At 50.8% G+C, this 14,976-nt stretch carries 9 protein-coding genes and 1 pseudogene; all 10 read right to left on the bottom strand.

What is annotated here, in order from left to right:
• Positions 1–9 precede the first annotated feature (9 nt).
• Positions 10–4,800: a glycoside hydrolase family 88 protein gene (locus PRU_RS16435; protein ID WP_013064880.1), complete on the bottom strand. Its 4,791-nt coding sequence runs from the start codon at positions 4,798–4,800 to the stop codon at positions 10–12.
• Between the two features lie 107 nt (positions 4,801–4,907).
• On the bottom strand, positions 4,908–5,684 hold the full coding sequence (trpA, locus tag PRU_RS07550) for a tryptophan synthase subunit alpha (protein ID WP_013064090.1): 777 nt from the start codon (positions 5,682–5,684) through the stop codon (positions 4,908–4,910).
• A gap of 28 nt (positions 5,685–5,712) precedes the next feature.
• A complete protein-coding gene (locus PRU_RS07545; protein WP_041385913.1) occupies positions 5,713–6,351 on the bottom strand; it encodes a phosphoribosylanthranilate isomerase in 639 nt (212 codons plus the stop codon).
• Entirely contained in the window at positions 6,348–7,133 is a 786-nt protein-coding gene (gene trpC, locus PRU_RS07540) for an indole-3-glycerol phosphate synthase TrpC (protein ID WP_013065650.1), read from the bottom strand. The genes PRU_RS07545 and trpC overlap by 4 nt, the downstream gene beginning before the upstream one ends.
• A 62-nt stretch (positions 7,134–7,195) precedes the next feature.
• Positions 7,196–8,194, bottom strand: a complete 999-nt coding sequence (gene trpD / locus PRU_RS07535; RefSeq protein WP_013064513.1) for an anthranilate phosphoribosyltransferase — start codon at positions 8,192–8,194, stop codon at positions 7,196–7,198.
• 46 nt (positions 8,195–8,240) lie between these two features.
• Positions 8,241–8,804: an anthranilate synthase component II gene (locus PRU_RS07530; protein ID WP_013063712.1), complete on the bottom strand. Its 564-nt coding sequence runs from the start codon at positions 8,802–8,804 to the stop codon at positions 8,241–8,243.
• A 36-nt stretch (positions 8,805–8,840) separates the two neighbouring features.
• On the bottom strand, positions 8,841–10,232 hold the full coding sequence (locus PRU_RS07525) for an anthranilate synthase component I family protein (protein ID WP_013063297.1): 1,392 nt from the start codon (positions 10,230–10,232) through the stop codon (positions 8,841–8,843).
• 16 nt (positions 10,233–10,248) lie between these two features.
• Positions 10,249–11,454: a tryptophan synthase subunit beta gene (gene trpB, locus PRU_RS07520; RefSeq protein ID WP_013063584.1), complete on the bottom strand. Its 1,206-nt coding sequence runs from the start codon at positions 11,452–11,454 to the stop codon at positions 10,249–10,251.
• A gap of 367 nt (positions 11,455–11,821) precedes the next feature.
• Entirely contained in the window at positions 11,822–14,662 is a 2,841-nt protein-coding gene (gene uvrA / locus PRU_RS07515; protein WP_013064681.1) for an excinuclease ABC subunit UvrA, read from the bottom strand.
• A pseudogene (locus tag PRU_RS07510) lies at positions 14,646–14,942 on the bottom strand (T9SS type B sorting domain-containing protein); the annotation flags it as partial. The gene uvrA and the pseudogene PRU_RS07510, both read right to left, overlap by 17 nt.
• Positions 14,943–14,976: the final 34 nt, after the last annotated feature.

Genomic DNA, 14,976 nt, shown 5'->3' with positions numbered 1-14,976 from the left:
ATTACGCAATTATTGCATTTTTTGTAGTCCTTCCCAACGTACGTTCCAACGGCCATCTTGGGGGAATCCTGGGTTCAGCGGCTGGCTGCAACCATCCCATCCGGCGCACATCATGGCCACGGCTGTAAGCAAGGCGCCATTACCTGGCAGATAGATGCGCAAGCGGTCGGCGGTCTGGAAATTATGACCGCTAGGCAGATAGGTATTCTTCTGGGTATCGATGAGCAGGGCATTGAGGGCTGTCTCGGGTTCGCCTAAGCGGGCGGCGGTCATGGCAATCATACCGTAATCCCATCCCCAGGTGGTTTGCCAGTTCCAGTTCTGCATCACCCAGTTGAGTGTGCGCTGCATCTGCTCCTTATTATATAAAGAGGTGTATGGCAGCATGCCGCAGGCACCCAGCACGGCAGGGTGGTCGTTACGGCACTTATCGGCAAAGGTCTCAACTTTCTTGCTGGTAGCATCAAAGGGGTCGAATGCCTCGTGGTTCTTGTCGCTACCTATCTGTATGCCGGCTGTATAGATGCCATCGGTCTCAGGCAGGGGCGACAGCTTGGCAATGATATCATCCCATTTGGCGATACGTGCCTTGCCTTGGCGTTCGCGCCACTGCTGGGCCACCTTCAAACCGTACTGCCAGTAGGCCAACTCAAAGGGCTGATTGTACGAGATGTCCTTAGTCATGCACTCCTGCATAGCGGTGGCACCTTTCAGGATGTAACGCTTCTGCTGGGCATCGTAGGTAACGTAATCGGCCATAAACTCGGCGGTGGCTTCTACCTGTTCACCATAGGTTTTCAGTGTCTCGGCAGTAGGATTGGCGCGATACATCTCCTCGGCCAGATAGATGTAGTGGGGCTGCTGCCAGATGAGGAACGAGCCGGTGTTAGATGGAGCCTCGCCAGCCCATGGGTCGGTCATCTTCATCCAGCGCACACCCTTAAAGCCTTGTCGCTCGGCAATCTGTCGGGCCACGGGATAGGCTACCGTATTGTACCACTGTAGCATCTGTGCAACCACCTCCGGACGGTTCCAAAGAGTAAAATCTACGGCATGCCACCAGGTCATCTCTAAGTGTGGGCGACCGAACCAGCTGTTGTATGTAAGTCCTGTTTCCTGTGGCGGCATGTTGTTGGCACAGTTAATCTGGGTGAGGTATTGCGAGAGTACCACGCGGCGCTCCAACTCCTTGGCGCGCTGATCGGTACACTGCGAGAAATCCACGATGGCACCTGCCTTCCACCAGGCATTCCAATGGCGCAACGTGGCTTTATGGTACTGGTCGTACTCAAAAGCCAAAGCCTGACTGGTGGGCAGACTGTTCAGATATTCGGCTGATACGGTGAGCACATCCTCGTTGGCTGCCAGCTCAAACTCATGACTATCGCATCTGCTGAGTGTGGCCTGACCTTCCCACTGCAACAGCACGTAATAGGTGGTGGCATCAAGGGTGCGCTTAATCAAGGCTTTCTGTGCGCTCTGCTCTACAATCTCCGACTGGTGCTTTTCGGGCTGGTTCCAGTCGCTGGCATCATCGGCATGCTTGCCGGTGGGATAGGGGAAACGCAAACGGATGGTGGCACGCTGTTTTTTGAGCAACTGGCTTACGATACGGGCATACACCGCATCTTTGGCAGGATGAACACCTGTTGTCACCTCAACCTTCTGACCATCGGCTGTAAACACCGATTCAATCTCGCCATCCAGCAGTTTCTGTTCCTGACGAATGTTGGTAAGCTGATTCAAGGCGATAGGTGTGCCGTTGGCATCGGTAAGGTGCAGGCCCAGTGCGCCTAAGTTTAAGCGGTGGGGGTTAATACGAAAAAAATCGGTTGCCTCTTTGTGGCGACCGTCCTCTGCTTTCTTGTATTCTACGGCATATACCTCAGGATGCCCATGCCCAAAGTCGTAGGCTTTTTCCGATTCCGAAGGTTTCAATCCCTTGGTGTTCGGAAACTGATGCCACCCCCAATCACTCATGGCACACAACGGTACACCTGTCTGATAATCGTTGGGGTACGACTGTAAACCCGTGACATCCACGGTGGTTACAAAGTGACCGTTACCAACCGACAGCGACGACAGCGCATCGGCTTTGGTGATAAGAGGGTTGTTGCGATTAACAACAGCGTGACGGTCTATAGAGGCCGTCACGTTGTTGATATTGTATCCTAACTGTTCCATTTCGAGCGAGGCCCAGATAAACGGGCCAACACCTTTGGCATCGTTGTCGCGAATAGGTTCCGACAGATAGTAGTTGAAACCGCCATCACGTCGGGTATTCTCATTTACCGTTGCCTTGGGGTTTATCTTCTTCAAGGCCGCCTGTACCTCGGGTGTGGCGGCCGGACCGAGTCCTGCTACCGAACAACACTGAGTGAGCGAGATGGTTTGATCCTCGTTTACGCGGATAAAGTTGTTGATGATACCTTTATAGGCTTTGATACCGGCATCGCGATATTTGGTGCCCAGGTAACCTTTGTTGTAAGCCTTGAGCAGCACATAGGCAAACATCGACGAGCAGGTTGACTCCAGATAGTTGCCTTCGCGACCAGGCTGCTCCATCACCTGATACCAAACACCTGTTTTCTTGTCCTGCCATTTGATAACGGCATCCAGATCCTTCTTCAGCAGGTCGATTACTTCCTGGCGACGGGCGTAATCCTCGGGCAGGGCATCGAGCACCTCGATGAGTGCCATCGAATACCAACCCTGCGCGCGGCCCCAGCAGTGCTGTGAGAGACCTGTAGTCTTATCGGCCCAGAAGGTGTTGCGGGTTTCGTCGTAGGCATGACGGTTCAAACCTGTCTTGGGGTCGAGTGTGCGCTCGTAGGTTATCTTCAGCTGGTTTACAGCATCGTCGTAAATCTTGTTGATGGCACCTTTTTTAGCCTCCTTGGCGGTGGTGGTGATGGGGGCAGTGAGTGTGCGGAAGGGCAGACCCATGAAAATACCATCGAGCCATACCTGGTAGGCATAGATGGCCTTGTGCCAGAATACCTTGTCGGCGATGGTGCGGGGCTGATTCTGCAACTGCTTCATCATCGTCTTCATCGCTGCCAGGTTCTTTGCCTCGGGCCACTGCTGATACATGCGGGTTACGAAATGACCAGTACGCACGTTGTCGAGGTTGTAGTCCAGGATGTCGTAGTTGCGAATGACGCCTTTGGCGTTAATCATCGTGTCGGTATATTCCTGACAGTACTTGCGGATATCCTCACCACCATATTTAAGATAGGTGTCGAGCATACCTTCCAGTTCAATACCCATCACGTAACTCCACTTGGGTTTCTGCGAGAAGTCCAGCAGGTAGCTCTTAGGGGTGCGCTGCATCTCGCTGTAGGTCATCCACTCCGAGTAGTTCTGGTATGGGGCCTTGAGCAGTGCCAGCGAACCATTGATAAACAAGCGGTCGAAGTTGACGTTGCGGGTCTTGCCGCTCATAAAGTTGCCACTCTTGACGCCGTTGAAGTGACAGTTCTTGACATTGATGTCGTAAACAAATGTATCTTCGTCGAGACCGATAATCTGCACACCATACTGCGACTGCTGACTGGTAACATTCTCCATATAAACGTTGCGAACGATGGGGTAGTAGCCACGGCAGCATATCTCGTTGTGCTCGTAGTCGAGGTTAATCTTCAGCACACTCTCCTTACACTTGCCAACGGTGATGTTACGCATGTTGATATTCTCGATGATACCACCACGGCAGCTGTTGGTCTTGATACGCAGCACGCGCTCCAGCTCTGGCGAATCCATCACACAATCGTGAGCATACACATTCTGGCAACCGCCCGAAATCTCTGAGCCTACTACCACACCGCCATGGCCATTCTTCATCTCGCAGTTGCGGATGATGATGTTCTTGGATGGCATGTTACGCTCACGGCCGTCGCGATTACGTCCGCTCTTGATAGCGATACAGTCGTCGCCGGTGTTAAAGAAACAGTCCTCAATCAGCACGCGGTCGCAGCACTCTGGGTCGCAGCCGTCGCCGTTAGGTCCGTCGTTAATCATTTTTACACGACGAACAGTAATATCGGTAGAGTGCAGGGGGTGAATCACCCAGAACGGCGAACGCAACAGCGTTACATCCTCCAACAGAATGCCTTCGCACTTGTTAAAGCTTACCAGCTGTGGGCGCAGACCATCCTGAGCTGTAAACACGCGCTCGGGGCTACGCTCACCTTTCTCATTATACATAGGTACACCGTCCTCACCATTCTTAAGCAGGCGCGCACGTGAGCCGCCACGCTGACTGATGGTGCCCTCTTTCCAACCAAAACGGGGATTACCATTCCAAGGCCACCAGGTGTCGTTGCTACCGCCACCGTCGATGGTTCCCTTACCGGTAATGGCAATATCCTTAGCCTTGAAAGCATATACACAAGGCGAGAGGTTGAAGCACTCCAAACCCTCCCATGAGGTTTCTACGATGGGGTAGAGCTCGGGCTGGAAGGCAAACTCGAGTACGGCACCTTCCTGCACCTCCAGGTTCACACTACTCTTCAACTGGATGGCACCTGTCAGGAACTTCTGATTTGCGGGAATTACTACGCGGCCGCCGCCCTTCTTCGAGCAGAGGTCGATGGCTTTCTGGATAGCCTTCTGGTTCTTGGCGGCTGTGTTGGTAGTCTTTGCGCCATACTGAGTAATCACATAAGCCTTGTCGGCAAAATGCGGTGTGCGGATACTCTGCTCAATCTGACGATACTGAGTTTCGTCCCACTGCTGAGCTGCTGCTAACAGGGGTGTCAGCACGCAGAGCATCGCAATCTGAAAAATTCTTTTAATCATCTGTATTTAGTAACGTTTATTAGTTTGCAGTCTCGCAATTTTGCTGCAAATATACAACAAAAGTGCTAAACTACAAACTAATCAATACGCAAAATTCTACGTAAACGTTATCTTTCAAGGGCGTCAAACAGTTTGTCGAGGGCCTCGTCGGCGTTGTTGCTCTCATTCAGCAAGGTTACAAACTTCGAACCGATGATGGCACCTGCGGCATTCTGCTGGGCGGCTTCGAACGTCTGCTTGTTGCTGATGCCGAAACCAATCATACGTGGGTTGCGCAGATTCATGGCGTTGATACGACGGAAATACTCTTGTTTGGCTTCGTCGAAACTCTTCTGTGCACCAGTGATGGCTGCACTCGACACCATATACACAAAACCATCGGTATTATCGTCGATAAAGCGGATACGATCCTCACTGGTCTCTGGCGTGATGAGCATGATGATGCGCAGGTCGTATTTATCAGCAATGGGTTTTACTACCTCCTGATAATCCTTGAATGGCAGGTCGGGGATGATGGCACCACTCACGCCAGCCTCTACACAACTCTGACAGAAAGCCTCGATACCGTAGTGCAGAATAGGGTTCAGATAGCCCATCAGTACCAGTGGAATCTGCACCTGATCCTTGATGGCTTTCAGCTGATCGAAAAGGATATGCAGGTTCATACCGTTTTTCAGGGCCTGGGTGGCGGCAGTCTGAATAACAGGACCGTCGGCCAGCGGATCGCTGAACGGAATGCCAACTTCAATCATGGCAATACCACGACGCTGCATGGCGAGAATCACATCGCCTGTGCCCTCGAGTGTGGGGCAGCCTGCGCAAAAGTATAGCGACAGGAGTTTCTGGTCCTGACTGTTTGCGAAAAGTTGATTGATCTTATTCATCTTATTACATTTTTACATTATCTCATTTTTACATTTTTACATTCTGAAAGAATGCCTTGAGTTTTTCGGCATCCTTGAGAGCAGGGACTGATTCGAAGCGTGAGTTCAAGTCGATACCAATGCACTTGTCGTGCTGGAAGTTGCGAACACGCTCAGCATCATCGGGACCGATACCACCACTCAGCAAGAAAGGTGTGTTGCCTGTGTAGGCGTCGAGTACCGTCCAGTCGAACTTCTCACCGTTGCCACCCACGCACTTTCCTTTCGTATCGAAGAGAAAGATATCTGCCAATCCTTCGTAGGGTTTGGTCTGCGCCAGGTCGTTGGTAGTGGCGATGTTGAAGGATTTAATTATTTTTACATCGGCGGGTAGATGTGGCTTCAACTGAATGATGTAGCTGGGCGACTCCTGACCATGCAACTGGATATAGTTGAGTGCAAAGCTATCTACGGCCGACATGATGTCGCCGATGCTGGCATCAACAAACACACCCACGCGCTGGCAGTGCTTTGGCAAGTAAGCTGGCACTTGGCTCACAAACCTACTCGACTTAGGCCAGAAGATGAAGCCCATCCAATCAATTGAACATTGATCATTTAACATTGAACATTGTTCAACCTCGCGGATGTTCTCCGCCTCTCTCATACCACAAACCTTGATTATCATAGCTTCTCAATCAATTCACGTAATGCTGATCCTGGATCGGCTGTCTTCATAAAGTTCTCGCCAATCAGGAAACCACGGAAACCAACCTCACGTAAAGCCTTCACCGTATCAGGGTTCGAAATACCACTCTCGCTCACCTTTACGGCATCCTTTGGTAATAGCTCAGCCAAGCGGAATGAGTTCTCTACGTCGGTCACAAATGAACCTAAATTGCGGTTGTTGATACCGTACATATCTGGCTCTAACCCAGCGTATTCCAATTCTTTGTTGGAGTGCATCTCTAAAAGAACTTCCAGACCTAACTGGTGGGCGGTGTTCAGCAGACTTTTACACTCGGCTATCGACAAGTCGGCGGCAATCAGCAGTACAGCCGAAGCCCCGCACAAGCGTGCCTGGAACAGCTGGTACTCATCTATCACAAAGTTCTTGTAAAGGATGGGGATGTTTACACCGCTGTGACGGGCCGTGCGAATAAAGTCGTCGCAACCGCCAAAATACTTCTGGTCGGTAAGTATGCTCAGTGCAGCAGCGCCATTCTTTTGGTAGCTCAATGGGATGATGTCGGGTTGGCCCTCCTCTTTGATCCAACCCTTTGAAGGTGACTTGCGTTTGAACTCTGCGATGATGCCCGAGTCGGATGCGGTGAGGGCATTTTTCATCGAAGCCACGCTAAAGTCGAGAATCGCCTCCACCTGTTTGTGCAGCACTGCTGGTGCTACAGCCAACTTGGCTGCTTCAACTTCCACGCGCTTGTTCGCTACTATCTCTTCTAATATATCCATTGTTATTTATATTTACAATAGGTAGTGCATAATCTTTAGGTCCTGTAGTCCGTTGCCCAAAATTAACTGTTCAACTCAACGAACTTCTTGAAGGTGCGGAGGGCGGCACCGCTGTCGATACTCTCGCGGGCAATCTCTACACACTCCTCGATGCTCTTCTCGCCCTTCTCCAGAACCTGGATACCGAAGGCGGCATTGGCCAGTACGATATTCTTCTGAGCGGGCAGGGCACGGTTCTCCAGTACGCTGTCGAAGATCTGTGCTGCCTCCTCTTCGGTAGCACCGCCAACCAACTCTTCGGGCTTGGCAATTTCAAAGCCAAGGTCGCTGGGCTTAAAGATACGCTCGTAATGCTTGGTGGTTACCTTGAAGTCGCCTGTCAGCGAGATCTCGTCGTAACCATCGATAGAGTTCACGATACCGTAGTCGATTCCAATCTTTTGATATACCTGGTTGTACAGGCGCATCTGGTCGAGGTTGGCTACACCCAATAACTGGCACTGTGGCTGTGAGGGGTTAACCAGTGGTCCTAACAAATTAAAGATGGTAGGGAACTGCAGGGCCTTGCGGATGGGGCCTACAAACTTCATGGCCTTGGCAAACAGCTGGGCGTGCAGATACACGATGCCAGCCTCGTTCAAGCTGCGGTTCAGTTTGTCGATATCATCGGTAAACTTAATGCCGTGGTGCTGAATCACGTTCGATGCACCCGATACCGATGTAGCTGCGTAGTTTCCATGCTTAGCTACCTTGTAGCCCGCACCAGCAATCACAAAGCAGCTGGTGGTCGAGATATTAAAGGTGTTCTTGCGGTCGCCACCTGTACCTACCACGTCGATGTAGCGATCGGCATTCAGAATGGCTGGCACGCCTGTTTCCAAGATACCATCGCGGAAACCCAACAGTTCGTCGACTGTTACGCCACGCATCTGCAGCGCGGTGAGCAGAGCAGTAATCTGCTCGTTGGGATACTCGCTCTGGGTGATACCAATCAGAATTTCTTTCATTTCTTCACGAGACAGTTCCTCGTGGTTCAGCATCCTGTTCAGGATGTCCTTCATTGTCTGTGCCATATCTCTTTTAATGTTTAATCTTTAATGTTCAATGTTAAAGAAACATCCAGTTTTGCAGCATTTTCTTGCCGTCGGGTGTCAGTACGCTCTCTGGGTGGAACTGTATGCCGCGGATGTTCATCGTTTTGTGGCGCAGGGCCATAATCTGTCCTTCGTCGCTCTCGGCGGTTACCTCTAAGCAGTCGGGCAGGTTCTCTTTTGATACCACCCACGAGTGGTAGCGACCGATGGTGATATTTCGCTCTATGCCACTGAAGATGGGGTCTTCTACGGTAATATGACAGGGTGTTGCTACGCCGTGGAACACATCGCTCAGGTTTTCCAGCTTACCACCGAATGCCTCGCCGATGGCTTGATGTCCCAGACACACACCCAGGATAGGCTTCTTACCAGCATAGCTCTTAATCACGTCGAGCAGCAGACCTGCCTCGCTGGGGATACCAGGCCCCGGACTCAGGATAATCTTGCTATATGGCTCCAAATCCTCAAGCTTAAACTGGTCGTTACGCAGCACCGTTACCTCTGCGCCCAGCTCCTTTACTAAATGACTCAAGTTGTATGTAAACGAGTCGTAGTTATCAATAATGACTATTTTCATAACAAATCCGTGTTAATCCGTGTAATCCGTGCCTTATTACATCTTCTCCGCCATCAGTATAGCCTTGCGCAGGGCGCCAAGCTTGTTGTTCACCTCCTGCAGTTCGTACTCTACATCGCTCTTAGCAACGATGCCACCACCTGCCTGGAACCACAACTCACCATTACGCGATACAAAGGTACGGATGGTGATGGCCTGATTCAAACTGCCATCCAGTCCGATGTAGCCGATGCAACCGCCGTAGGCACCGCGGTTATGTGGCTCGTACTCGCTGATAAGCTGCATGGCGCGTACCTTGGGTGCACCTGAAAGGGTACCTGCAGGGAAGGTGTCGATGAAAGCCTTGATAGGATCAGCGTTGTTATCGAGCTCGCCTGATACACGCGATACCAAGTGGATGACATGACTGTAATACTGCAAATCCTTATAGAAATCTACCTTTACACCATGACAGTTGCGGCTCAGGTCGTTACGTGCCAGGTCAACCAGCATCACGTGCTCGGCATTCTCCTTAGGATCGTTGCGCAGATATTCAGCCCCCTGGCGGTCGGCCTCAGCATCACCTGTACGTTTGGTGGTACCGGCAATAGGGTCGATATAGGCTTTATGGCCTTCGATACGACAGTGGGTTTCGGGACTTGAACCGAAGATACGGAAACCGCCAAAGTCGAAGTAGAACAGATAGGGGCTTGGGTTGATTGAACGCAGGGCACGATACAGTTTGAAATCGTCGCCCTCGTATTGCTGGATGAATCGGCGGCTCAGCACAATCTGGAACACATCGCCACGCAGACAGTGCTTAATGCCTCGACGGATGTTCTCACGATGCTCATCATCTGTCAAGGTAGAGCGCACATCGCCTACAGGGTGGAAATCGTATGCCTTTACATTGGCCTTGTTCATGGCCTTTACTACATCATCGAGTTTGGTATCGCCTTCCAGCGAAACAAGCTTGATGGTATTATTAAAGTGGTCGAACACAATCACCACCTTATATAATATATAAAGCAAGTCAGGGGCATCGTTCTTGGCCTGAGTCTCGTCCTTTACGTTGATATCTTCAAAGTAGCGTACGGCATTGAAGCTGGTATAGCCAAACAGTCCGCAAAGCTTGGCATCGTCACCCTCTACGTGTATGCGATCTATCAGTTCGTGGATAGCCTTATCGCTGCGGTAATCCTTGTTTACCTCGTGCTGCAGTGTGGTGCCATCAGGGTAGGTGATAGTGGCCATGCCGTGACCGATAGCTACGCTGGCCATGGGCTCGATACCGATAAACGAGCGTGAGTTGTCCTTCTCGTGATAGTCAGAACTCTCCATCAGCGCGCTCTGTGGGTACAAATCTCTCAGTCGCATATATACCCCCACTGGCGTATACAAATCCGCCAGAATGGTTTTGCTTGTAGTTGTATAATTGAAATTACTCATAATGTTCAATGTTCAATCAAAAATATCCGTATTCACCAGCCATAGCCTTATTCTTCAGATAGGTCTCTACGTCCTTATCGCCGCGACCGCTTACCGTCAGCACTACTACATCGTCCTTCTTGAACGTGAGTTTCGAGAGTGCTGCAATGGCGTGGGCACTTTCGATGGCGGGGATGATACCCTCCATACGCGTCAGCTCGTAACCGCCACGGATAGCCTCATCGTCGTTGATACTCAGTACCTGTGTGCGCCCTTTCTTCGCCATGTTGCAGTGCATGGGACCAACGCCGGGATAGTCCAGACCTGCGCTGATGGTGAAGGCCTCCTGTATCTGTCCGTTCTCATCCTGCATCACCAGCATTTTTGAGCCGTGAAGAATACCTGTTGTACCTTTATGGATGGTGGCTGCAGTATGGTCGGTCTGCCAACCGTGTCCGCCAGCTTCGGCCAGCACAATCTTGGTGCGCTCTTCGTTCACGTAGTGATAGATAGTGCCGGCTGCGTTGCTACCACCACCGATGCAGGCTATCAGATAGTCGGGATAGTCGCGACCAATCTGGGCCTCTAGCTGCCATTTGATTTCTTCGCTGATCACGCTCTGCATGCGTGCCACCAGGTCGGGGTAGGGGTGTGGGCCCATGGTGCTACCTACGATGTAGAAAGTGTCAGCAGGGTGACAGCACCAGTCGCGTATAGCCTCGCTACAGGCATCGCTCAGCGTCATGTTACCTGTACGTACGGGGTGAACCTCGGCACCCAGCATCTTCATGCGCTCCACATTGGTGTGCTGGCGCTCCACGTCGGTAGCTCCCATAAACACCTCGCACTTCATGTTCATCAGTGCGCACACGGTGGCAGTGGCCACACCGTGCTGGCCGGCACCTGTCTCGGCTATGATGCGTGTCTTGCCCAATTTCTTGGCCAGCAGAATCTGTCCGATAGTGTTGTTGATCTTGTGGGCACCCGTATGGTTCAGGTCCTCACGCTTCAAGTAAAGTTGGCAACCATACTTCTCGCTCATGCGCTTAGCGAAGTACAGTGGACTGGGGCGACCAACATAATCTTTCAGCAGGGCGTGGTATTCTGCCTTAAACTCTGCGCTTTCAATGATAGGCAGGTAAGCCTCCTGCAGGTCGTGTACACACTTGTAGAGTATCTCGGGAACATACGCCCCGCCAAACTCTCCGTAAAAACCTCTCTCGTCAGCAAAATAATTTTCCATATCTATTTATATTTTCAATTTTCAATGTTTAATTAAAAAAGGCCCGTCGCTGTCGCGACGAGCCTTTTTATACTATATCTATAGGTATACGGCATTAAACCTCGCGACTATTTAATCTCGAGCTCTGCCACCACCAATAGTTGTTCTGAATTCTGTTCATATTCTATGTTGTCTTTATAACATTTCGGCTGCAAAAGTATATATTTAATTTCAAACCGCCAAACATTTTACCAACTTTTTAATAAAAAAGTAAGCAAAAGTTGCTATTTGCTTACAAATTTACCCTAATACTAACCATGCTTTACCCTGATAGTAGAACAAGGTTAGTGTTAGGGTAGAGGTGAAGTTGCCTTCCGCTTTTCAATTCTTATTTGTCTAATATCTCCTTGATAAAGCTAGGTGTGTAGCCTCGCTTACTTTTTGCTACTTGCTGGGGAGTACCGGCACAGAGAATTTCGCCACCGCCGCGACCGCCTTCGGGACCGATATCGATAATCCAGTCGGCCTGGCGGATTACATCAAGGTTGTGCTCAATGATAATCACTGTGTTACCACGATCAACCAGCTGCTGCAGAACCTGCATCAGAATACGGATATCCTCGAAATGCAGACCGGTTGTAGGCTCGTCGAGAATATACATGGTTTTGCCTGTATCGCGTTTGGAGAGTTCGGTGGCCAGTTTGATGCGCTGACTCTCACCACCAGAGAGGGTGGTAGAGGGCTGACCTAACTTGATATAACCCAAACCTACATCCTGAATGCTCTTGATTTTTCGCAGGATGTCTGGCACGTTCTCGAAGAACTCCACAGCCTGGTTGATGGTCATATCGAGCACATCGGCAATCGACTTACCTTTGTAGCGCACCTCGAGGGTTTCGCGGTTATAACGTTTGCCATGACAATCCTCGCAAGGCACCTGGATGTCGGGCAGGAAATTCATCTCGATGGTCTTATATCCATTACCACCGCAGGTTTCGCAACGACCACCCTTGACATTGAACGAGAATCGGCCAGGTTTGTAACCACGAATCTTAGCCTCAGGCAGGTTTACAAACAGTGAGCGGATATCGGAGAATACGCCTGTATAAGTAGCTGGGTTTGAGCGTGGTGTACGACCGATAGGACTCTGATCCACACTCACCACCTTATCTATCAGGTCGAGACCCTCGATGCTCTCGTAGGGCATGGGGCGTTTGAGCGAGCGATAGAAATGGTGCGATAGGATGGGTTGCAACGTCTCGTTGATGAGGGTACTCTTACCCGAGCCGCTCACACCGGTAACGACGATGAGCTTACCCAATGGGAATTCGGCATCGATATGCTTGAGGTTATTACCTGTACAACCGCGCAGTACCAGACTCTGCCCAGAACCCTTTCTCGGGGTGAGCGGTGCAACGTGAGTGGTGAGCGATTTGTTGAGGTATTGCGCTGTGAGGGTATTGGTTTTTAACAGCTCGCTTGGAGTGCCTTGGAATACCACCTCGCCACCTTTACGCCCGGCACGGGGACCAATATCCACGATGTAATCGGCACTGCGCATCATATCCTCGTCGTGCTCTACTACAATCACAGTGTTACCGATATCGCGTAGTTCCTTGAGCGAGTTGATGAGTCGCTCGTTGTCGCGCTGGTGCAATCCGATTGATGGCTCGTCGAGAATGTAGAGCACATTAACGAGTTGCGAACCAATCTGAGTAGCCAGTCGGATGCGCTGACTCTCACCACCCGACAGGGTTGCCGACTGGCGGTTGAGCGACAGATAGTCGAGACCTACATCGAGCAGGAAATCCAAACGGGTTTTGATCTCCTTCAGAATCTCCTTGGCGATGGTATATTCCTGTTTCGATAAGTTATTGCCTATTTCCAGTTCGTCGATCCACTTACGCAAATCAATCAGATCCATATTGGCCAAATCGGCGATATTGCGACCACCGAATGTGTAGGAGAGGGCCTCGCGATTCAGTCGCTGACCATGACATTCAGGACAGGTGATTTCGGCCAGGAATTGGTCGGCCCATTTCTGTCCAGCCGACGAGTCGTCGTTCTCCATCACACCACGCAGGTATTTAATGATACCATCGAACGATACAAAATAGTCGCTCGATGTGCGTACCAGATCCTTATCGATACGTACATCCTCTAGCGAACCATAGAGTAGTTCGGTCATCGCATCGTCGGGGATGTCGGCGATAGGGGTATTTAAATCACACTCGAACTTCTTCAGGATAGCCTCTACCTGCCAGAATATCATCTGGTTTTTGTATTTGCCAAGAGGCACGATGCCGCCCTCGCGGATGGTAGCCTGCTTATTGGGAATCACCTTGTCGAGGTCGATCTCGTTGATGACGCCTAATCCCTTACAGTGCGGACAGGCACCTTGGGGCGAGTTGAACGAGAAGTTGTTAGGTGCCGGATCGCTGTAGCTGATACCTGTGGTGGGGCACATCAGACGTTTTGAGAAATGCTTGACAGAGCCTGTGTCCTGATCAAGAATCATAATCAGTCCGTCGCCCTGTTTCATGGCGAGGGTGACTGTCTTCTGCAAGCGCTCCACATCGGGCGTTTCGGGTACTTTGAGCTTGTCAATCACTACCTCGATATCGTGATTCTTGTAGCGATCCACTTTCATGCCCTGTACAATGTCGAGCATCTGACCATCTACACGGATATGCAGATAGCCTTTGCGGCGCATACTCTCGAACAGTTCGCGGTAATGACCTTTACGACTGCGAACGAGTGGTGCCAGGATGTAGATTTTATGACCGGCATAGTCGTGCGTAATCATATCCAGCACACGCTCTTCGGTGTAGCGTACCATCTCCTCGCCTGTAGCAAAGCTATAGGCACGACCGGCTCGGGCAAAGAGCAGACGCAGATAGTCGTAAATCTCGGTGGTAGTACCAACTGTTGAACGTGGGTTCTTGTTGGTGGTTTTCTGCTCGATGCTGATAACTGGCGACAGGCCGGTAATCTTATCTACATCGGGGCGCTCCATACCACCCAGAAAGTTGCGGGCGTAGGCCGAGAATGTTTCGATATAGCGGCGCTGGCCTTCGGCAAAGATGGTGTCGAAGGCTAACGACGATTTGCCGCTGCCACTCAATCCCGTAATCACCGTGAGCGAGTTGCGGGGAATCTCTACATCAATATTCTTAAGGTTGTGTACGCGTGCGCCGTACACATTTATCTTTTCATCTTCTCTGTTCATCTCCTCTTAGTAAGTTTACGTCTTTGCGTATGTTGTATATCACATCGTCGGTGCCACGGGCTTTTACCAGCACAAAGTAAACACCAGGTTTCACATCGTTTCCATGATATTTGCCATCCCATCCTTCGGCAGGATCGGTCCACTCGTAGAGTTTCTGTCCCCACCTATTAAATATGTACGCGCGAAACTCGGATAAGTTGCGGTACTCCTTGGCCTTGTAAATATCGTTATGCCCATCGCCGTTGGGTGTAAAGGTATTGGGCATAATGAGCTTGCTTTCGACGCCTGTATTGGTAGTCGAGTCGATGGCAGCC

The sequence above is a fragment of the Xylanibacter ruminicola 23 genome, from assembly GCF_000025925.1.
Classification (GTDB): domain Bacteria; phylum Bacteroidota; class Bacteroidia; order Bacteroidales; family Bacteroidaceae; genus Prevotella; species Prevotella ruminicola.
The sequence above is the reverse complement of the archived record's forward strand: the minus strand, read 5'-3'. Positions and strand labels throughout refer to the sequence as shown.

Bases quoted from the DNA above. Each gene is read 5' to 3' on its own strand.
- PRU_RS16435 (WP_013064880.1), bottom strand. From the start codon at position 4,800: ATGATTAAAAGAATTTTTCAGATTGCGATGCTCTGCGTGCTGACACCC.
- PRU_RS07545 (WP_041385913.1), bottom strand. From the start codon at position 6,351: ATGATAATCAAGGTTTGTGGTATGAGAGAGGCGGAGAACATCCGCGAG.
- trpA (WP_013064090.1), bottom strand. From the start codon at position 5,684: ATGAATAAGATCAATCAACTTTTCGCAAACAGTCAGGACCAGAAACTC.
- PRU_RS07530 (WP_013063712.1), bottom strand. From the start codon at position 8,804: ATGAAAATAGTCATTATTGATAACTACGACTCGTTTACATACAACTTG.
- trpD (WP_013064513.1), bottom strand. From the start codon at position 8,194: ATGAAGGACATCCTGAACAGGATGCTGAACCACGAGGAACTGTCTCGT.
- trpC (WP_013065650.1), bottom strand. From the start codon at position 7,133: ATGGATATATTAGAAGAGATAGTAGCGAACAAGCGCGTGGAAGTTGAA.
- PRU_RS07525 (WP_013063297.1), bottom strand. From the start codon at position 10,232: ATGAGTAATTTCAATTATACAACTACAAGCAAAACCATTCTGGCGGAT.
- uvrA (WP_013064681.1), bottom strand. From the start codon at position 14,662: ATGAACAGAGAAGATGAAAAGATAAATGTGTACGGCGCACGCGTACAC.
- trpB (WP_013063584.1), bottom strand. From the start codon at position 11,454: ATGGAAAATTATTTTGCTGACGAGAGAGGTTTTTACGGAGAGTTTGGC.